Annotated in this window: 17 protein-coding genes; 12 read left to right on the plus strand and 5 right to left on the minus strand. The window is 72.9% G+C overall.

The features are described from left to right. The first annotated feature begins 130 nt into the window (after positions 1–130). Positions 131–1,804 (plus strand): ATP-binding cassette domain-containing protein, encoded by a 1,674-nt coding sequence (locus ACFYTT_RS04860; RefSeq protein ID WP_387257792.1) that lies wholly within the window; start codon positions 131–133, stop codon positions 1,802–1,804. An 874-nt stretch (positions 1,805–2,678) separates the two neighbouring features. Beyond that, positions 2,679–2,876, plus strand: coding sequence for a CsbD family protein (locus ACFYTT_RS04865; RefSeq protein ID WP_131053649.1), 198 nt, complete (start codon positions 2,679–2,681; stop codon positions 2,874–2,876). A 103-nt stretch (positions 2,877–2,979) separates the two neighbouring features. Here the strand turns inward: ACFYTT_RS04865 and ACFYTT_RS04870 are convergent, their stop codons facing one another. After that, positions 2,980–4,389, minus strand: coding sequence for a KamA family radical SAM protein (locus ACFYTT_RS04870; RefSeq protein WP_131053648.1), 1,410 nt, complete (start codon positions 4,387–4,389; stop codon positions 2,980–2,982). A 173-nt stretch (positions 4,390–4,562) separates the two neighbouring features. Between ACFYTT_RS04870 and ACFYTT_RS04875 the strand changes: the two genes are divergently transcribed. Genes ACFYTT_RS04875 through ACFYTT_RS04900 form a run of 6 tightly spaced genes read left to right on the plus strand, consistent with a single transcriptional unit; the run spans position 4,563 to position 11,228 of the window. Next, the gene (locus tag ACFYTT_RS04875; RefSeq protein ID WP_387257795.1) at positions 4,563–5,618 is read left to right on the plus strand and encodes a zinc-binding alcohol dehydrogenase; all 1,056 of its coding nucleotides are present in this window, start codon (positions 4,563–4,565) and stop codon (positions 5,616–5,618) included. 4 nt (positions 5,619–5,622) lie between these two features. Further along, positions 5,623–7,179 (plus strand): amidohydrolase, encoded by a 1,557-nt coding sequence (locus ACFYTT_RS04880; RefSeq protein WP_387257798.1) that lies wholly within the window; start codon positions 5,623–5,625, stop codon positions 7,177–7,179. A gap of 5 nt (positions 7,180–7,184) precedes the next feature. Then, positions 7,185–8,756, plus strand: coding sequence for a lysine 5,6-aminomutase subunit alpha (locus ACFYTT_RS04885; protein WP_387257967.1), 1,572 nt, complete (start codon positions 7,185–7,187; stop codon positions 8,754–8,756). 2 nt (positions 8,757–8,758) lie between these two features. Further along, positions 8,759–9,514 carry an OAM dimerization domain-containing protein gene (locus ACFYTT_RS04890; RefSeq protein ID WP_176095843.1) on the plus strand — a complete coding sequence of 252 codons (756 nt, stop codon included), beginning with the start codon at positions 8,759–8,761 and terminating at the stop codon, positions 9,512–9,514. After that, a complete protein-coding gene (locus tag ACFYTT_RS04895) occupies positions 9,511–9,903 on the plus strand; it encodes a hotdog domain-containing protein (protein WP_131057313.1) in 393 nt (130 codons plus the stop codon). The genes ACFYTT_RS04890 and ACFYTT_RS04895 overlap by 4 nt, the downstream gene beginning before the upstream one ends. After that, positions 9,900–11,228: a glutamate mutase L gene (locus tag ACFYTT_RS04900; protein ID WP_387257801.1), complete on the plus strand. Its 1,329-nt coding sequence runs from the start codon at positions 9,900–9,902 to the stop codon at positions 11,226–11,228. The genes ACFYTT_RS04895 and ACFYTT_RS04900 overlap by 4 nt, the downstream gene beginning before the upstream one ends. Before the next feature lie 407 nt (positions 11,229–11,635). Here the strand turns inward: ACFYTT_RS04900 and ACFYTT_RS04905 are convergent, their stop codons facing one another. After that, entirely contained in the window at positions 11,636–12,217 is a 582-nt protein-coding gene (locus tag ACFYTT_RS04905; RefSeq protein ID WP_387257804.1) for a helix-turn-helix domain-containing protein, read from the minus strand. 74 nt (positions 12,218–12,291) lie between these two features. On the opposite strand from ACFYTT_RS04905, the gene ACFYTT_RS04910 reads away from it, so the two are divergent. The 4 genes from ACFYTT_RS04910 to ACFYTT_RS04925 all read left to right on the plus strand — a co-directional run bounded on the left by ACFYTT_RS04910 (position 12,292) and on the right by ACFYTT_RS04925 (position 17,141). Next, positions 12,292–13,869, plus strand: coding sequence for an FAD-dependent oxidoreductase (locus tag ACFYTT_RS04910; RefSeq protein ID WP_387257805.1), 1,578 nt, complete (start codon positions 12,292–12,294; stop codon positions 13,867–13,869). Between the two features lie 134 nt (positions 13,870–14,003). Next, entirely contained in the window at positions 14,004–15,605 is a 1,602-nt protein-coding gene (lnt, locus tag ACFYTT_RS04915; RefSeq protein WP_387257968.1) for an apolipoprotein N-acyltransferase, read from the plus strand. A gap of 30 nt (positions 15,606–15,635) precedes the next feature. Next, a complete protein-coding gene (locus ACFYTT_RS04920) occupies positions 15,636–16,442 on the plus strand; it encodes a polyprenol monophosphomannose synthase (RefSeq protein ID WP_387257969.1) in 807 nt (268 codons plus the stop codon). A 90-nt stretch (positions 16,443–16,532) separates the two neighbouring features. Beyond that, positions 16,533–17,141: an FxsA family protein gene (locus tag ACFYTT_RS04925; RefSeq protein ID WP_387257807.1), complete on the plus strand. Its 609-nt coding sequence runs from the start codon at positions 16,533–16,535 to the stop codon at positions 17,139–17,141. Between the two features lie 66 nt (positions 17,142–17,207). Here the strand turns inward: ACFYTT_RS04925 and ACFYTT_RS04930 are convergent, their stop codons facing one another. The 3 genes from ACFYTT_RS04930 to ACFYTT_RS04940 all read right to left on the minus strand — a co-directional run bounded on the left by ACFYTT_RS04930 (position 17,208) and on the right by ACFYTT_RS04940 (position 19,896). Further along, positions 17,208–17,549 carry an RNA polymerase-binding protein RbpA gene (locus ACFYTT_RS04930; protein WP_007460094.1) on the minus strand — a complete coding sequence of 114 codons (342 nt, stop codon included), beginning with the start codon at positions 17,547–17,549 and terminating at the stop codon, positions 17,208–17,210. Positions 17,550–17,794: 245 nt separating this feature from the next. After that, positions 17,795–18,388: a pyridoxamine 5'-phosphate oxidase family protein gene (locus ACFYTT_RS04935; protein WP_387257809.1), complete on the minus strand. Its 594-nt coding sequence runs from the start codon at positions 18,386–18,388 to the stop codon at positions 17,795–17,797. Between the two features lie 293 nt (positions 18,389–18,681). Next, complete coding sequence (locus ACFYTT_RS04940; RefSeq protein ID WP_387257810.1) at positions 18,682–19,896, minus strand: hypothetical protein; 1,215 nt, start codon at positions 19,894–19,896, stop codon at positions 18,682–18,684. Positions 19,897–19,905: the final 9 nt, after the last annotated feature.

Below are 19,905 nucleotides of genomic sequence, written 5' to 3' on the forward strand. Positions count from 1 at the left end.
CCTGGTCCGGCCGCTGACGGCGGCAGGGTTGACCGGCTTCTTCTAGCTCCACTCTGTGTCGCCGTCCTGGTGTTCCCGCCGGGCGGCCTGATCACGCTGCCCGGCTCCACGACGAGCCGAAGAGCGCAGAGTGAACAATCTTGAACTGAACCCCACCCAGGACTCGACCCCCGGCCTGCCGGCCGGTGACCGGGCGCATGTCCGGGCCGAGGGCGTACGCGTGGTGCTGGGCGGACGGGTGGTGCTGTCCGACGTCAGCGTGACCGTCTCCGCCCGTTCGCGGCTGGCGGTCGTCGGCGAGAACGGCCGGGGCAAGACGACCCTGCTCCGGGTGCTGATCGGGGAAATCACCCCGGACCAGGGCACGGTGGAGCGTGTCGGCACGCTCGGCGTGGCCCGGCAGGCACTGGAGGCCCGCAGCGGCGAGACGGTGGGCACCCTGGTCGCCGCAGCGATCCGGGAGTCCCAGGAGGCGGTGCGGGCGCTGGACGACGCGGCGACGGGACTGGCCGAGGGCCGGCCCGGCGCGGACACCGCGTACGCCGTCGCGCTGGACGCCGCCACCCGACTGGACGCCTGGGACGCGGAACGCCGCGTGGACGTGGCACTGGCCGGGCTGGACGCCTGCCCGGACCGGCAGCGCCCGCTGTCGACGTTGTCGGTCGGCCAGCGCTACCGGGTCCGGCTGGCCTGCCTGCTCGGGGCACGACACGACCTGCTGATGCTCGACGAGCCGACCAACCATCTCGACGCCGACAGCCTGGCGTTCCTGACCCTGCGCCTGCGTCAGCACGCGGGCGGGGTGGTGCTGGTCAGCCACGACCGGGCCCTGCTCGGTGACGTGGCCGAGGAGTTCCTCGACCTCGACCCCAGCGAGGACGGCCGCCCACGGGTCTTCGCCGGTGGGTACGCCGGCTGGCAGGAGGGCCGTCGCCGCGAGCGGGAACGCTGGTTGCACGACTACGAGGCCCAGCAGGCCGAACACCAGCGGCTGGCCGAGGCGGTGAACGAGGCACGGCAGCGGCTCAGCACCGGCTGGCGGCCGGAGAAGGGGCACGGCAAGCATCAGCGCCAGTCCCGGGCGCCCGGGGTGGTGCAGGCGTTGCGTCGCCGGCAGGAGGACCTGGACGCCCACCGGCTCACCGTGCCCGAGCCGCCGCTGCGCCTGCGCTGGCCCGAGCTGCGGACCCGCCCCGGGGTGCCGCTGCTGCGCTGCGACGACGTGACGGTGGCCGGGCGGCTGCACCAGCCGGTCACGCTCACCCTGGACGGTGGGGAGAGGCTGCTGGTGACCGGGCCCAACGGTGCCGGCAAGTCGACCCTGCTCGAGGTGCTCGCCCAGAACCTCGAACCCTCCACCGGCGCCGTCCGGCACCTGGGGCGGGCCCGGGTGGCGTACCTGGGACAGGAGGTGCCGGCATGGCCGTCGGGCGCGCTCGCCCGCGACCTGTACGACCAGCACGTGGGTCGGCTCCAGTCCGCAGGTCGGCTCCGGGAGGCCGACCGCCTGCCGCTGGGCGCGACGCACCTGCTGGACCGGGAGGCGCTGCGTACTCCGGTGGGCCGCATGTCGCAGGGGCAGCAGCGGCGGCTGAACCTGGCCCTGCGCCTGGCCGAGCTGCCCGACCTGTTGATCCTCGACGAGCCCACCAACCACCTCTCGGCGCTGCTGGTGGACGAGTTGACCGCCGCGTTGCGGGAGACCCCGGCGGCGGTGGTGGTCGCCACCCACGACCGCCAGATGCTCGCCGACCTGGCGGACTGGCAGATCCTGTCGCTGGGAGCCGCCGAGGAGTCGCCCTGACGGACGCTCCCTGTCCGGCTGCTCGACGGTGCGGTGGTGAGTGGTGGCCAGGTCGTGGTCTGGCCACCACCGCCCCCTACCCCGAAGGACGCTGGGCCCATGACCTGACCCGCCCATCCTTCGGGGTAGGGCTTCGGGGTAGGGGCACTGTCGAGCTGATGTCACGGACGGATCAGGCGACCTGCCGCATCGCTCGGCCCGGCGAGGGTGACCTCTCGGCCGCCTTTGCTCTGCTTCAACCACCGCACTGCTTCTGGGCGCGGACCGTTGCGGTGGTTGAAGCAGAGCAGGAGGGTCTGCGCCTGGACGAATCGGTTCAAGATCTTGGACAGTTTCCGTTTCGAGCTAACGGAAACTGTCCAAGGTTCACATTCGAGGGGCGGTGGTGGGATCCCGTTGGGGGCGGTTGGTGGCGTCCGTGCCAGAGGCGGCGCGATGTGACGCACGAACGGAGGTGGTCGGCAGACCCGGCGGCCGACGGAGTGGGCGTGTCGGAGGCGGACGGGGATCGGGCTCCACTCCAGAACGAGGGGTGGGGAAGTGGGAACGCGGGCCCGCCGGCGACGACGGCCGGGCGCATGACGTCTCAGCTGGCTGGCGGGAACCGGCAGACCAACTGCGCTACCAGTCGTCGCTGACCAGGGCAGGGACTTCCGATAGCAGGGACGGTTCAGCTCGACAGCGGCCATAAGGCAGGTCAACAGCCCGCTGAGGGCGGCGGCAGCTCGCGACGATCAGTACACCTAGCTTCCTAGGACGCCCTAGCGGATGTGCGCGGCACCACCGCTCCGAGAACAGTTTCAGATCATCGGGAGCGGGGACACGACCGTGAGGAGCGCAGCGGATCGCTGCGCCGCCGAGGCAGGGAGGCGACATGAGCTTCACCGACAAGGCGAAGAACAAGGTCGAGGAACTGAGCGGCGCCGCCAAGGAGCGCGTCGGCGACATGACCGACAACGAGCGCATGCGTGCCGAGGGCGCCAGTGAGCAGTCCGAGGCCCGTGCCCGTCAGGCCGGTGAGAAGGTCAAGGACGCCGGCCGCGACGCCAAGGACGCCTTCACCAAGAAGTGACCGTACGTACGCCGAAGCGGGCCACCGGAACGTTCCGGTGGCCCGCTTCGCGGCGTGGCGTCAGTCGGTGGAGGAGGTACCGACCGGGCTACGCCGGGTCCGGTCAGTCGTCGCGGTGGGTCCGCCACCACTGTTGGCCGGTGTCCGGCAGGGTGTCGATCGGGTCGTAGTACGCGTACCGCTTGTTGAGGGCCTCCAGGTCGGCGGACTCGATGGAGGTGCGGTAATTCTTCGTCCAGTAGGAGATGCCGCGTTCGCGGTCGTACTCGGTGATCATGTGTACCCAGCGCTTGCCGACGAAGGGCACGTCGCAGACGATCCGGGGCGTGGCGTAGCCGGGCAGGTAGCCCATGATGTCGTGCTGGAGCTGTTGGGCGTGCCAGACCGGGACCCGCCAGTGTTCGGCGTTGGGGATCATGTCGCACATGTAGAAGTAGTACGGCAGGATGCCCGTCTCGCCTTGGAGCGCGAAGCAGAGGTCGAGCAGTTCGGTGGTGCTGGCGTTGACGCCGCGCATCAGCACGCCCTGGTTGCGGACGTCGCGTACGCCGACGTCGAGGGCGGTCTGCGCGGCCTTGGCGACCAGTGGGGTGAGCGACTGGGCGTGGTTGACGTGGGTGTGGATGGCCAGGTTGACGCCCCGTCGGGCGGCGGTGCGGGCGACCCGCTCCAGCCCCTCCACGACGTCGGGCTGGAGCCAGTGCTGGGGCAGACCCATGAGTGCCTTGGTGGCGAGCCGGATGTCGCGGATGGTCTCGATCTCCAGCAGGCGCATCAGGTACGACTCGAGGTTGCGCCACGGGACGTTGGCCACGTCGCCGCCGGAGACCACGACGTCGCGTACGCCGGGGTGGGCCTTGAGGTAGGTGATGTGGGCGTCGTACCGGTCGACGGGTTTGAGGGTGAGTTTGAGTTTGTCGACGGCGGGGGTGGAGTTGCCGACCAGGTCCATGCGGGTGCAGTGTCCGCAGTACTGCGGACAGGTGGAGAGCAGCTCGGCGAGGACCTTGGTGGGGTAGCGGTGGGTGAGGCCCTCGGCGACCCACATGTCGTGTTCGTGCAGGGAGTCGCGGGTGGCGTACGGGTGGGAGGGCCAGTCGGTACGTCGGTCCGAGGCGACGGGGATCATGTATCGCCGGATCGGGTCGGCCAGCAGCGTCTCGGTGGTGGGTGGGGCGTCCGGCACCATGGTGTTGATCATTTGGGGTGGTACGAGCATGGACATGGTGGCCAGGGCGCGTTGGTCGGCGTCGAGGTCGGCGTAGAAGCTCTCGTCGACGGTGTCGCCGAGCAGGGCGCGGAGCTGCTTGATGTTCTTGACGCAGTTGACGCGCTGCCACTGGGCGCTTTCCCACTGGTCGCGGGTGACGTCGCGCCAGCCGGGGAAGCGGGTCCAGTCGGGTTCGACGAGGCGGTGGCGGCGGTATTCGTAGGGCTGGCCGGTGGGTGCGGTGGTGGGGGCCGGCTCGGGTGTCGCCGGGGTGGCCTGCACCGGCGGTTGGGTCTGGGTCACGGCCCCTCCTGCGGGTGTGTCGATGGTCGTCCGACCTGGGTGCAGGTCGGTACGGGTTCGTCAGCGGACCGAAGGTTACTGGAAAATATTCGGTACAGGAATTATTCTGCCGGAAGTTTTCCCGTCATGCGAGTTGATGTCGGGGCTTCGGGCGGTCGGACAGGGAGGTTGGCGTGACGTCACCAGTAGGTCTGCACCGGGTCGTGGAACCGGCGGGTGTGCTGCCGCAGGCGGCCTGGCGGTTGGACGCGCGGTCGGAGATCGGCCCGAACGAGGTGCGAATCTCGGTCGAGCGGCTGAACCTGGACGCGGCGAGTTTCCGCCAGTTGCGGGACAAGCACGGTGGTGACGGGGACGCGGTGCGCGCGGAGGTGCGCGACATCATCGCGACGCGGGGCAAGATGCAGAACCCGGTGACCGGGTCGGGCGGGATGCTGATCGGCACGGTGGCGCAGGCGGGGCGTCGGTCGCCGTTGGGGTTCAAGGCCGGTGAGCGGGTGGCGACGTTGGTGTCGTTGACGTTGACGCCGCTGGTGATCACCGACGGGTTGGCGCGGTGGGACGGGCTCAGCGAGCAGGTGCCGTGTGAGGGGTGGGCGATCCTGTTCGCCCGGTCGATCGCGGCGGTGCTGCCGGAGGATCTGGATCCGCAGTTGTCGTTGGCGGTGCTGGACGTGTGCGGGGCGCCGGCGTTGACCGAGCGGGTGGTGCGGCGGTATGTGGCGGAGCGGCCGGCGGGGTTGGGGCCGGTCTCGGTGGCGGTGATCGGCGGTGCGGGCAAGAGTGGTTCGTTGTCGCTGGCGGCGGCGCGGCGGGCGGGTGCGGGTCGTACGGTCGGGGTGGTGCCGGTGGTCGCGGAGCGTGACGCGTTGGTGGCGGCGGGCCTGGCCGACGAGGTGGTGGTGGCCGACGCGCGGGATCCGGTGGGGTTGTCGGTGGCGGTGACCTCGGCGTTGGGGGTGCCGGCGGACGTGACGGTGGTCTGCGTGGACGTGCCGGGGTGTGAGCACGGCGCGGTGTTGGCGACCGCGGACGGCGGCACGGTGGTGTTCTTCTCGATGGCGACGAGTTTCGCGGCGGCGGCGCTGGGTGCGGAGGGCCTGGCGGCGGACGTGACGATGCTGGTGGGCAACGGGTATGTGCCGGGTCACGCGGAGCTGGCGTTGGGTCTGCTGCGTGAGGTGCCGGGGGTGCGTGGGCTCTTCGAGGCCCGGTTGGCGGCAGACTGAGGCCATGACGAAGAACCCCTCGACGTTGTACCGGGCCGGCGTGTTGCACTGCCCGGCGGATCCGTCCGCGACGGCGCTGTTGGTGCGGGACGGGCGGATCGTCTGGTTGGGTGCCGGGGCGGATGCTCCGGCGGCGGACCGGGTGGTGGATCTGGGTGGGGCGTTGGTGACGCCGGCGTTCGTGGACGCGCACGTGCACGTGAGTGACACGGGGTTGGCGTTGTCGGGGCTGGATCTGTCCGGGGTGCGGTCGGCGGGGGAGTTGCTGGCGGCGGTGGCGGCGTTCGCGGCGGGTTTGCCCGCGGACGCCGTGGTGCTGGGGCACGGGTGGGACGAGTCGACGTGGTCGGTGCCGGTGCCGCCGGTGGCGGCGGAGGTGGATCGGGCGGCCGGTGGTCGGCGGATGTACCTGTCGCAGGCGTCGATCCATTCGGCGCTGGTGTCGTCGGCGTTGTTGGCGGCGTGTCCGGAGGCGGTGACGGCGCCGGGGTTCGACGCCTCGGGGTGGTTGCGGCGGGACGCGCATCACGTGGTGCGGGCGGTGGCGCGGGCTTCGGTGTCGCGGGCGCAGCGGGTGGCGGCGCAGCGGGTGGCGTTGCGGCATGCGGCGTCGTTGGGGATCGCGGCGGTGCACGAGTGCGGTGGGCCGGAGATCTCGGACGAGGAGGACTTCACGGGTCTGTTGGCGCTGTCGGGTGCGGGGGTGCCGGAGGTGTACGGGTACTGGGGTGAGTTGGGTGGTGCGGCGCGGGCGCGTGAGTTGGGTGCGGTGGGTGCGGGTGGGGATCTGTTCGCGGACGGGGCGTTGGGGTCGCGGACGGCGCATGTGTCGGCGGCGTACGTGGACGGGGAGGGGTGTGGTCACGGGTATCTGACGGCGGAGCAGGTTCGTGATCATTTGTTGGACTGTGCGGCGCAGGGGATGCAGGGCGGGTTCCATGCGATCGGGGATGCGGCGATCTCGACGGTGTTGGCGGGGTTCGCGGGGGCGGCGGAGAAGCTGGGTACGGAGCGGGTGCGTGCGGCGCGGCATCGGATCGAGCATGCGGAGATCGTGGATCGGCGGTTGATCGCGGGGTTCGTGGAGTTCGGGGTGGTGGCGTCGATGCAGCCGGCGTTCGACCGGTTGTGGGGTGGTGCGGGTCGGATGTACGAGGCGCGGTTGGGGTTGGCGCGGTCGTTGGCGTCGAATCCGATGGGGGCGATGCACGGGGTGGGGGTGGCGTTGGCGTTCGGGTCGGATTCGCCGGTGACGCCGTTGGATCCGTGGGGGTCGGTGCGGGCGGCGGTGGCGCATCACAACCCGGTGCAGCGGATGAGTGTGCGGGCGGCGTTCGCGGCGCATTCGCGGGGTGGTTGGCGGGCGGTGCATCGGGACAGCGAGGGGGTGTTGGCGTTGGGGGCGCCGGCGACGTTCGCGGTGTGGTCGTCGTCGGCGGGGGTGCAGCGGGGGTTGCCGGTGTTGGTGGCTGAGGATCCGCAGCAGGATCCGCTGCCGTTGCCGGTGTGCCGGGCGACGGTGTTGCGCGGTGAGGTGATCTATGAGGAAGGGTTGTCGTGACTGAGGTGGGTGGCTTCGCGGCCGGCAAGTTGGATCTGGACCCGGTGGTGGTGGCGCGGGCGCGGGAGTTGGCGCGGCGGGTCGGGCAGCCGGTGGTGGAGTTGGCGCGGGGGCACACCACGGTGTCGGTGGAGCGTGCGGTGTTGCGGTTGGCCGGGGTGGCGGGGGCTGATCCGGACGGTATTCCGTGGGTGAACCGGTTGGTGGACGCGGTGGTGGCGGATGTGGGGTTGGGGCACGGGGTGGCGGTGCCGGTGTTCGAGGCGTTGGCGCGGGAGCGGGTCTCGGATGTGACGTTGCTGGCGCAGCAGGCGGCGGCGGGGTCGGTGCGGTTCGTGGTGCCGTCGGGCAGGTCGGCGTCGGTGGCGCGGCGGGCGGCGCGGCGGGCGGTGGCGGCGGGGGTGCGGCGCATCGATCGGCGGCGGGCGGAGCGGGATCGGTTGGTGCGGCGGTTCGGGGATCCGGTGCGGCGGCCGTGGGTGTATCTGATCGTGGCGACGGGGGACATCTACGAGGACATTCCGCAGGCGCAGGCGGCGGCGCGGGCGGGTGCGGACGTGATCGCGGTGATCCGGTCGACGGGTCAGTCGTTGTTGGACTACGTGCCGGAGGGGGCGACGCGGGAGGGGTTCGCGGGGACGTACGCGACGCAGGAGAACTTCCGGTTGATGCGGGCGGCGTTGGACGAGTCGTCGCGGGAGTTGGGTCGGTATGTGCGGTTGACGAATTACGCGTCGGGGTTGTGCATGCCGGAGATGGCGACGCTCGCGGGTCTGGAGCGGCTGGACATGATGCTCAACGACTCGATGTACGGGATTCTGTTCCGGGACATCAATCCGATCCGGACGTTCGTGGACCAGCGGTTCTCGCGGCAGGTGCACGCGCGGGCGGGGATCATCATCAACACCGGTGAGGACAACTATCTGACCACTGCGGATGCGGTGGACGAGGCGCACACGGTGACGGTGTCGCAGTTGTTGAACGAGTACTTCGCGCACGAGGCGGGGTTGGCGGACTGGCAGTTGGGGCTGGGGCACGCGTTCGAGATCAATCCGGAGGTGCCGGAGTCGTTCCGGTTGGAGTTGGCGCATGCGTTGTTGGCGCGGGAGTTGTTCCCGGATGCGCCGTTGAAGTGGATGCCGCCGACGAAGCACATGACCGGTGACGTGTTCCGGGGCAATCTGCTGGACGGGTTCTTCAACCTGGTGGGCGCCATGACGGGGCAGGGGATCCTGCTGGTGGGGATGATGACGGAGGCGGTGGTGACGCCGTGGTTGTCGGATCGGGACATCGCTCTGCAGAACGTGCGGTACGTGTTGGGTGCCGCCGGCGGGTTGCACGAGGACTTCGTGCCGGCGCCGGGTGGGTTCATCCAGCAGCGGGCGCATCGGGTGCTGGGTGAGGCGGTGGAGTTGTTGGAGCGGATCGGTGAGCGGTCGTTGTTGACGGCGATCGCCGAGGGCACGTTCGGGATCATGAAGCGGCCGGCGGATCGGGGTAAGGGGTTGGACGGGGTGGCGGCGCACGAGGCCGACTACTACAACCCGGCGACGGAGATCCTGGAGGCGGTGGCGTGACGGTGTCGCAGGGTCCGGTGGTGCGACCGTACGGGGACACCACGGGTGACGGCATGGTGCAGATGTCGTTCACGTTGCCGGTGCCGCATGACAAGCGGGCCGAGGGTGCGGCGGTCCAGTTGGCGAACCGGATGGGGATGGATCCGGCGTTGTTGGTGCACGCGAAGCAGATGGGTGACGGGTTCACGTTCTTCGTGGTGTACGGGCGGGTGAGTCATCTGGTGGACCTGTCGGCGGTGCAGGTGGTGGAGCGGGACTTTCCGCTGCTGTCGGCCAAGGAGGTCAACGCGGTGGTGAAGCGGCGGTTACGGCGCAAGTTGTCGGTGGTGGGGGCGTGTATCGGCACGGACGCGCACACGGTGGGCATCGACGCGATCCTGAACGTGAAGGGGATCGCGGGGGAGAAGGGTCTGGAGTACTACCGGGAGTTGTCGGTGACGAACCTGGGTGCGCAGGTGAGTGTGCCGGAGTTGGTGGAGGCGGCGCGGGTGGCGCGGGCGGATGCGGTGTTGGTGTCGCAGGTGGTGACGCAGCGGGACGCGCATCTGCACAACACGCGGGAGATGTCGGCGGCGTTCCGGGAGGCGTTGCCGGTGGGCCGGCGGCCGTTGTTGATCGTGGGTGGGCCGCGGTTCGACGAGTCGCAGGCGGCCGAGTTGGGGGTGGATCGGATCTTCGGTCGGGGCACCACGCCGGGTGAGGTGGCGTCGTATCTGGTGCACGCGTTGGTGACGGGTCGGAAGGTGGGGGCGGCATGACGGATCCTCGGGTGGGCCTGACGGTGACGCATCGGCGGTATGTGCCGTACGCGCATGCGCACTACGCGGGGAACCTGGTCGACGGGGCGTACGCGTTGGGTCTTTTCGGTGACGTGGCCACGGAGGTGTGTATCCGTACGGACGGGGACGAGGGGTTGTTCGCGTCGTACTCGGATGTGCAGTTCCGGGCGCCGTTGCGGGCCGGTGACGTGCTGGAGGTGGTGGCGACGGTGACGCGGGTGGGTTCCCGCAGCCGCACGCTGGACTTCGAGGCGCGGGTGGTGTGTCGGGGGCGCCCGGATCGGGGTGAGTCGGCGGCGGAGGTGTTGGAGGTGCCGGTGGTGGCGGTGTCGGCGACCGGCACGGTGGTCGTGCCCGCGCCGGTATGAGTGTCGCGGTCTGCGCCGACGTCGGGTCGACGTTCACGAAGGTGGCGGTGGTCGACCTGGCCGGTGGCGGGTTGGTCGGTGCGGCGTCGGTGCCGACGACGGTGGGTACGGACGTGCTGCACGGTCTGGACGCGGCGGTGGCGGCGGCCGGGGTGGGTGGTCGGGACGTGCCGTGGTTCGTGTGTTCGTCGGCGGGTGGTGGGCTGCGGTTGGCGGTGGTGGGGTACGAGCCGTTGGTGACCGCGCAGGCGGGTCGGCGGGTGGGGTTGTCGGCGGGGGCCGATGTGGTGCATGTGGCCGCCGGGCGGCTGGGGCGGGTGGAGCTGGCCGCATTGCGGGCGGCGCGGCCGGACGTGGTGTTGCTGGTGGGTGGCACCGATGGTGGGGATGCCGAGACGTTGTCGCACAACGCGACGCGGTTGGCGCGGGCGCGGTGGCGGGTGCCGGTGGTGTTGGCGGGCAACGTGGACGTGCGCGGGGAGTTGGCGGCGGTGTTGGCCGGTGCGGGGGTGCCGGTGACGGTGGCCGACAACGTGTTGCCGCGTATCGGGGTGTTGGCGCCGCTGTCGGCGCGGGCGGCCATCCGGCAGGTGTTCCTGCGGCACGTGATCGGCGGTAAGCGGTTGTCGCGGGGGTCGCGGTTCGCGCGGTTGGTGCGGGCGGCGACGCCGGACGCGGTGCTGACCGGGGTGGAGGTGTTGGCGGACGCGGCCGGTGGTGACCTGGTGGTGGTGGACGTGGGGGGCGCCACCACGGACGTGTATTCGGTGTTGACGCCGGACGAGCGGGCCGACGGGCCGGGTCGGGAGGTGGCCGGGGCGTTGTGGCGGGCGCGGACGGTGGAGGGGGACCTGGGGATGCGGTGGAGCGCGCCGGGGGTGGTGCGGGCCGCCGTGGAGGAGCGGCTGGTCGGTGACGGCGAGCGGGACGCGTTGGCGGGCGCGGCGGCGGCGCGGGCCGCCGATCCGGGTTTCCTGCCGTCGGATGCGGCGGCGCGGGCGTCCGACGGCCGGTTGGCGGCGTTGGCGGCGACGGTGGCGGTGCGTCGGCACGCCCGGGGGGTGGGTACGGGTGAGCGGGCCGGTCGGGATCTGCGGGACGTGCGGTTGCTGGTGGGCTCGGGTGGGGTGTTGCGGCATGCCCGTGCCGGCGAGGTGACGCCGGTGTGGCAGGCGGTGTTGGGTGATCACGCGGGTGGGTGGGCGGTGCCGAGGGCGGCGCGGGCGGTGGTGGACTCCGACTACGTGTTGGCGGCGGCGGGGTTGTTGGCGGCGGAGCATCCGGGGGCGGCGCGGGCGTTGCTGGGGCCGTTGGTGTCGGCGTGACCGGTGTCGGGTCGACTGCGGACGGTGACGGTGAGCGCGACACGCCGTGCCGGTGTGGCGACTCGTCGGGGGTGGGTTGACAAGGCCGGGGGTGCGCCACGTACCGTCTTTGAGTCCTACCACGGGAAGCGGCTGTTGTTCGCTTCGTCCCTTCGTCCGCTGGCCGAGCGACGGTTGTCGCGGCGGCCAGGTCCAGCGGGCGGGGGTCGGCGGGGCGGCGCGAACCGGCCGCGGTTACCGGTGTACGGGCAGGGTGGGGTGCACGGCCAGTAGACAACGGCCCGACGGGGACAGCCAGTCACCGTCCGGTCGGTCCGAAGGTCGGCGTGCCTCATTCCCGCCGCACCGGCTGGGAAGGGCCTGGGAGCATCGGGGCGCGGCGTATGCCGCGCCCCGATTTCGTGTGCTCAGTCGGCGGCGGGTCGGGCCCGCACGTGCAGGCGTTCGCCCTGGGGGCCGAAGAGGTTGAGGACTTCGGCGGGGGTCGGGTCGGGGTTGGCGACGGAGTGCGGCACGCGGGTGTCGAATTCGGCGACCTCGCCGGGGTTGAGGATCAGGTCGTGCTCGCCCAGGCGTAGCCGGATGCGGCCGGAGAGCACGTACAGCCATTCGTAGCCCTCGTGCGAGGAGGGTTGCGGTTCGGTGGGGGTGTGTGGCGGCAGGATCTGTTTGAACGCCTGGACGCCGCCGGGGCGGCGGGTCAGCGGCAGGAACGTCATGCCGTGGCGGACGATCGGTCGGGGGCGGACGCGGGGGTCGCCGACGGTGGGCGCGCCGACGAGTTCGTCCAGGGGCACCTGGTGGGCGCGGGCCAGCGGCAGGAGCAGTTCCAGGGTGGGGCGGCGGTGGCCGGATTCGAGTCGGGACAGGGTGCTGACGGAGATTCCGGTGGTGTCGGCGAGTTCGGTCAGGGTGGTGCCGCGTCGTTTGCGGAGCGCGCGGAGCCGGGGGCCGACCTCCGCGAGCACCGCCGCCTCGTCGTTTGCCATAACAGCAACATTACTTGTCGTTTTGGCGGGTCGGGTGCAGCGTGGGTGCCAGCGAAGGTCACGAGGGGGTACGCATGGACGACGAATACGACGTGGTGGTGGTCGGCGGTGGCGCGGCCGGGCTGGCCGGGGCGCTGGCCCTGGCGCGGGCCCGCCGCTCGGTGCTGGTGGTGGACGCGGGAGCGCCCCGCAACGCCCCCGCCGACCGGGTGCACAACTACCTGGGGCGGGAGGGTACGCCGCCGGCGGAGTTGACGGCGACGGGTCGCGCCGAGGTCACCGGGCACGGCGGGCACGTCGTGGACGGGCGCGTCGAGGCGGTGACCCGCGACGGGGACGACTTCGTGGTGGACGTCGACGGCGACCGGCGGGTACGGGCCCGGCGGCTGCTGGTGACCACCGGCCTGGTCGACGAACTGCCGCAGGTGCCGGGGTTGGCGCCGCGGTGGGGTCGGGACGTGCTGCACTGCCCGTACTGCCACGGGTGGGAGGTGCGCGACCGGCGCGTCGGGGTGCTGGCGACCGGGCCCCTGGCGGTGCATCAGGCGCTGTTGTGGCGGCAGTGGAGCCCGCACGTGGTGTTCCTGGCCCATGAGGGGCCGGCACCCGACGCCGAGCAGGCCGAGCGGTTGGCCGCGCGCGGCATCGGCGTGGTGCCGGGTGCGGTGCGCGGTGTGACGGTGGCCGAGGACCGGCTGACCGGTGTGACGCTGGCCTCCGGTGCGGAGGTGCCGCTGGACGCGCTGGTGGTGGCGACGGCGATGACCGCCCGGTCGGCGCTGCTGGAGTCGCTCGGGCTGGTCCCGCAGGACGTGGAGATGTCCGGGCACGTGATCGGTCGGCGCATCGCGGCCGACGCGACCGGCGCCACCGACGTGGCGGGGGTGTGGGTGGCGGGCAACGTCACCGATGTGTCCGCGCAGGTGATCCGGGCCGCCGGGGCGGGCCTGACGGCCGGGGCGGCGATCAACGCCGACCTGGTCGAGGAGGACACCCGGCGCGCGGTGGCCGCGCGTCGGCGGCAGCGCGAGGAGATGTTCACCGAGGCGGCCTGGGAGGAGCGGTACCGGTCGAGGGCGTCGATGTGGAGCGGCCGACCCAACCCGCAGCTCGTCGCCGAGGTGGCGGGCACCACGCCGGGCCGGGCGTTGGACGTGGGCAGCGGTGAGGGCGCCGACGCGGTGTGGCTGGCCGAACAGGGCTGGCACGTCACCGGTGTGGACATCTCCGCCACCGCCCTGGAGCGGGCCGCCGCGCACGCCCGGGCCGCCGGTGCGCAGGTCGCCGACCGCATCGAGTTCACGCACGCGGACCTGCTGAGCTGGGCGCCGCCGGTGGGCGCGTACGACCTGGTGTCGGCGCAGTTCATGCAGCTTCCGCCGGAACCTCGGCGGGAGATGTTCGCGCGGCTGGCCGAGGCGGTGGCGCCCGGCGGGCGGCTGCTGATCGTCGGGCACGACCCGGGGGACACGCACGTCGGTGGTCACCGCGCCCACTACCCGGAGATGATGTTCACCGCCGAGCAGGTCGCCGCGGACCTGGACCCGCAGCGCTTCGAGGTGCTGGTGACGCAGAGCCGCCCCCGCTCGGCGGTGCACGACGGCCGGGAGGTGGTCATCCACGACGCGGTGCTGGTGGCCCGCCGCCGCTGAGACACCCGCCGCGAAACGGACACGCCGACGCGGTCGGCGGCCGGGCGGGAGGATCGCCCACCGCCGGTGACCGCGTCGGCGTCCGGGGACGCCGGGCGGGTAGCCTTCGGCGCGTGACCCCGCCTGACGCCCCCGTGACGACCACGGACCGCGCCGACGCGCCCGCCGACGTCCGCCGGCCCGACGGCGCACCCCGGCCGTTGCCCCTGCCGGTGGCGGTGGCGATGGCGGTCACCGCCGGGCTGGCGCTGCTGCTGGCGTTCCCGCCGTACGGGTGGTGGCCGCTGGCACCGGTCGGGGTGGCGCTGCTGGTCGCCGCGACGCACCGGCGTCGACTGCGGGCCGGCGCGGGTCTGGGTTTCCTCGCCGGGTTGGCGCTGTTCGCGCCGCTGCTGTCCTGGACGAACCTGCACACCGGCTACCTGCCGTGGGTGCTGCTGTCGCTGTTGCAGGCGGGCTATCTGGCGCTGCTGGGTCTGGCCACCGCGTGGGTGTCGCCGCTGGCCGACCGGTATCCGGCGGTGTGGCCGGCGCTGACCGGTGTGCTGTGGGTGGGGCAGGAGGCGCTGCGGGACCGGACCCCGTTCGGGGGGTTCCCGTGGGGGCGGTTGGCCTTCGGTCAGGACGGCTCGCCGCTGCTGGGGCTGGCCGCCGTCGGCGGTGCCCCGCTGGTCACGTTCGCCGTCGCCACCGCCGGTGGGCTGCTGCTGACCGGCGTGTGGTGGACGCTGCGGGTCCGCCGGGTCTGGTGGACCCCGGCCGCCGGATGCGCGGCGGCGCTGGTGCTGTTGGTCGGCGGGGGGCTGCTGGTGCCGGTGAGCACCACGGCCACCGGTGACACAGTGACCGTCGCCATCGTGCAGGGCAACGTGCCGCGCCTCGGGTTGGACTTCAACGCCCAACGGCAGGCGGTGCTGAACAACCACGTGGACGCCACCATCGCCCTGGCCGGTGAGGTGGCCGCCGGCACCCGGGCCCGACCGGACCTGGTGGTGTGGCCGGAGAACTCCAGCGACATCGACCCGCTGCGCAACCAGTCGGCCAACATCCGCATCTCCGAGGCCGCCGACGCGATCGGCGTACCGATCCTGGTCGGTGCGGTGCTGACCGGCCCCGAGCAGGGCCAGGTGCGCAACGCGGGGCTGCTGTGGCGGCCGGGCAGCGGCCCCGACCTGGAGCAGCTCTACATCAAGCGGCATCCGGTGCCGTTCGCCGAGTACGTGCCGTTGCGGCGGATCGCCCGGATGGTCAGCGACCAGGTCGACCGGGTCCGGGCCGACTTCGTGGCCGGCACCGCACCGGGGGTGGTGCGGACCCCGGCGGCGGTGCTCGGCGACGTGATCTGCTTCGAGGTGGCCTACGACGGGCTGGTCCGCGACACCGTCGTCGGTGGGGCGCAGCTGCTGGTGGTGCAGACCAACAACGCCACCTTCGACGTGGCCGAGGCCCGCCAGCAGTTGGCCATGGTCCGGTTGCGGGCCGTCGAGCACGGTCGGCCCGCGTTGATGGCCTCCACGGTCGGAGTGTCCGGGTTCGTCTCCCCGGACGGGCGGGTAAGCGACGCCACCGGGTTCAACACCCAGGCGGTCGTGGTGCGTGAGCTGCGACTGACCGAGGGGCGCACCCTCGCCACCCGGGTCGGGGTGCTGCCCGAGGTGGTGCTGGCCGGGCTGGCCGTGGCCGCGTTGGTCGGGGCGGCCCTGGTGCGGCGCCGGTGGGGCGGCCGAGCCGGATGACCGGCGGCTGCCCGGAGAGGGGCAGCGGTGATGCGCAGGACCGAGATCCGCCCGGCCGCGACCGGGGTGCCCGGCGTGGGTCGGGTGCTGGTGGTCATCCCGACCTTCAACGAGGCCGACAACGTCAGCGCGATCGTGCGGCGGGTCCGTGCCGCCGCGCCGCAGGTGGAGATCCTCGTCGCCGACGACAACAGTCCCGACGGCACCGGCCGTATCGCCGATGGGCTGGCGCGCGGCGACACCCACGTGCACGTGTTGCACCGGGAGGGCAAGCAGGGACTCGGCGCGGCGTACCTGGCGGGGTTCGCGTGGGCGCGGCACCGCGGCTACGACGCGGTGGTGGAGATGGACGCCGACGGTTCACACGCCCCGGAGGACCTGCCGGCGCTGTTGAACGCCGCCCGGCACGCCGACGTGGTGATCGGGTCGCGGTGGACCCGGGGTGCCCGGGTGCTGAACTGGCCGCTGCGGCGGCTGCTGCTGTCGCGGTGCGGCAACCTGTACGCGCGCCTGGCGCTGGGCATGCCGGTGGCCGACGCCACCGGCGGCTACCGCGTGTACCGGGCCGGTGTGCTCGACGCCCTGGACCTGGAGTCGGTGTGCTCGCAGGGGTACTCGTTCCAGGTGGAGCTGTCCCGGTTGGCGCACCGCGCCGGGGCGCGGATCGTCGAGGTGCCGATCACGTTCGCCGAGCGGGAACGCGGCGACAGCAAGATGAGTCCGCTGATCGTGGCCGAGGCGCTGTGGCGCATCACCGGCTGGGCGGTACGCGACCGGCGGACGGCGGTGCGGCAGGGTTGGCAGGCGGCGACGGTGGGGCGGGCCCGCTGGCCGTGAGCCGGAGCGTGTCATGCTGGACGGACGGGACGGCTGCGCCCCGCCGGGTGCGCCGTCCGATGACGAGCGCCGTGAGGCGGATGGGGTGAGATGCGCCGGACAGTGAAGTTCGTACCGTTGGCCCTGCTGCTGTCCCTGGCAGCGGAACTGGCCGTGTTCGTGGTGGTGGGCCGGGCGATCGGCTTCGGCGCGGCGACCCTGCTGGTGTTCGCGGCCTCGCTGCTGGGACTGGTCCTGCTACGCCGCGAGGGGATTCGGGCCTGGCGAGGCTTCCGGGACGCCGCACAGTCCGGCCGGCCGCCCGGAGGTCAGGTCACCGACGGGCTGATCGGACTGCTCGGCGCGCTGCTGCTGGCCACCCCGGGGCTGGTCAGCGGCGTGGTGGGGTTGGTGCTACTGGTGCCGCCGGTGCGCCGCATCGCCCGGGGCGGCGTGCAGCGGTCCGCGGAGCGGCGGGTGTCGTCGATGGCCGCCGGTGACCTGTTCGGGCCGCGTCGGGTGCACGTGTACCGGGGTGCGCCGCAGCAGCCGGCCGGCGAGCAGCCCGCCGGCGCACCGCAGCCCGCCGGCGCACCGCAGCCCGCCGGCGCACCGCAGCCCGCCGGCGCACCGCAGCCCGCGCCGCCGCAGCAGCCGGTGACGCCGCCGCTGGTGGACGACGGCCGCGCCATCGAGGGCGAGATCGTGGAGCCGCGCTGAGAGCACGCCACCGCACGCACGACGGCGCCCCGGGAGATGATCTCCCGGGGCGCCGGTGGTGACTGGTCAGGCGCGACCGCGGCGGGTCCGGACCTCCTGGAGCCGCTCGGCGAGGATGTCCTCCAGCTCCGCGATGGAGCGCCGCTCCAGCAGCATGTCCCAGTGCGTACGCGGCGGCTTGGCCTTCTTCTGCTCCGGCTCGTTGCCGTCGACCAGCCGGGCCACGCTGCCGTCGAACTTGCACTCCCAGGTGGTGGGCACCTCGGCGTCGACGGCGAACGGCACCTCGAACTGGTGACCCTTGGCGCACAGGTACTCGCGGGTCTGCCGCGGCGCGAGCTCCGTGTTGCGATCGGATTCGTAGCTGACCGCGCCCAGTCGGCTACCGCGCAGCATGCGCTCGCCCATGATCGACTTCCCCTCTGTGGTGGTGCTGGTCCTATCGGTGTAACGGTCCGCCGGCGCCGCGCCATTCCCCGTGGCCGCGTCTCGGCGTCCCGCAGCACGGCGGGTACGGGGTCAAGGGTAGCGGGCCGTAGCGCGTACCCGGTCGGGTCCGCCCGCCGGGTCGTCTCGGCGGACCGTCGCCGCCAGCGGGAATCGTAGCCGTCGCGCGCACCCGGGCGGGCCCGGTGGGTGGCGGCGCGCCGTGATCAACCGGCCCGGGGCGTCGGCGGCAGGGGCAACGGCAGGCCGGGCAGGCCGTCGATGCTGGTGGCGACGTCGTCCTTGCCGGCGAAGTAGGCGTCCAGCGACGCGTCGTCCTCTCGGGCGAACCGGCGGCCGTGCAGGTCCCGGTCGGCGTCGTAGGTCATCAGCGGCACCGCGTAGCCGCAGGTGTCGCGGATCAGCCCGGCGTGCACCACGATGATCGCCCGCAGCCCGTGGTCGGCGCTGTCGATGTCCGGGAAACGGGCTAGCAACTCCGGGAAACGCGGATCGTCGCGGAACACCGGCTCACCCCGCCCGTGCACCCGCACGATCGTCGGCGGACCGGAGAAGGCGCACCACATCAGCGTGATCCGGCCGTTCTCCCGCAGGTGGGCGATGGTCTCGGCGTTGCTGCCGGCGAAGTCCAGGTAGACCACCGTCTGCTCGTCGAGCACCGCCAGGCACCCGCGCAGCCCCTTCGGCGACAGGTTGACCGTGCCGTCGCCGGCCAGCGGCGCGGTCGCGGTGAAGAACATCGGCTGGGCCTCGATGAAGTCCCGCAGTCGACCCTCGATGCGCGCGTACGTCTTCCCCATCCGCCCATCATCGGCGAGCCCCCACCCACCCCGCTGCCCCCATCCCAGCCCTCGACACCCCCCGACGTGCGACAGCACGAACGGTTCAGCTCGACAGGCCCCGCCCCCACCGAGCCCCCACCGGTCCCACCGGCCCCGGGACCGCCGCGTTGATCAAGAAGTTTGCGCGCGAATGGTGGCCAGATTCCGCCGAAACCTCTTGATCAACAAGGGTGTGCGGGCGTCGAGGTCGTTCGGCGAGCGCAGGAGGGCGGGGGACAGGGACAGGGGGGCGGGGGACAGGGGGCGGGAGGTCAGGAGGGGGTGCGGCGGGTCAGGGCGGTGGCCAGGTCTGCCACCTGGGCGGCCAACTGGGCCACCCGCTGGCGGGCGTCGTCCCGGTCGGCCTCGGTGGCGCGCAGGCGTACCGTCACGTCGTCGAGCCCCCGCTCGGCGGTGCTCGCGGCGGCGCGGGCGGCGGCCAGGTCGGCGCGCAGCGTGCTGACGTCGGCGAGCGCGGCGGCCAGGTCCCCGGCGGCCTGCCGGGCCACCGCCTGGGCGCGGTCCCGGTCGGCGGTGGCCTGGGTACGGGTCCGCTCGATCTCGGCCCGCACCGCCGCCACCTCCGCCTGGGCCGCCGCGACCTGGGCGCGGTCGGCGTCGGCGGCGGCCCGCGCCTGCGCGGCCTCGGACCGCGCCTGTTCCAGGTCCGCGCGGGCCTGCTCCACGTCGGACCGGGCCTGGGCCAGGTGGGTCTGGGCCTGGTCGGCGGCGGCCCGTGCCCGATCCGCCTCGGTCCGCAGCCGCTCGGCCTCGACGCCGGCCTCGACGAGAGCACGGGTGCTCCGCTCGGCCTCGGCGCGGGCGGTGTCCCGCTCGGCGGTGAGGTCGGCGACCCGCCGCGCGGCGGCGTCCAGGTCGGCCCGCAGGGTGGTGGCCTGCGCGCGGGCCGCGTCCCGGTCGGCCTCGGCCTGCGCTCGCAGCGCCTCGGCGGCCACCGCCGCGCGCCGTGCCTCGTCGCGGGCCGACTCGGCGGACTCGGCCCGCTGGTCGGCGGCGGCGGCCCGGGCGCTGGACTCGGCGGACTCGGCGCGGGCGGCGTCCCGGTCGACGGCGGCGGACTCGGCCGCCCGGCGCTCCCGTTCGGCGCGGGCGGCGGCGTCCTCGGCGGCCCGCAGCGCCTCGTCCCGCTCGGCCTGCGCCGCCGCGACCTCACCGGCGGTCTCGGCGCGGACCTGCGCCACCTGACGCTGCACCCCGGACGGGGACAGTTCGGCGTGCAGGGACTCGGTCAGCGTCTCGACGATCTGGTCGAGTCGGTCCACCGCCTCCCACGTGCGGGCCACCTGGCCGGGCAGACCGGGGGCGTTGCGGTGGCGCATCCGGTTGTTGCGGGAGGCCCGCTGGCAGGCACCGTCGTTGTCGCGGCAGTACCGGAACGGACGGCCCGCGCCGACGCGCTGCGGCACGTCGCGGCCGCAGTGGGCGCAGGGGCGGGTGTCGGCGGTGGGGGCGGGCTGGACGTCCATCGAACGGGC

The sequence above is a fragment of the Micromonospora sp. NPDC003816 genome (assembly GCF_042874705.1).
In the GTDB taxonomy this organism is placed as follows: domain Bacteria; phylum Actinomycetota; class Actinomycetes; order Mycobacteriales; family Micromonosporaceae; genus Micromonospora.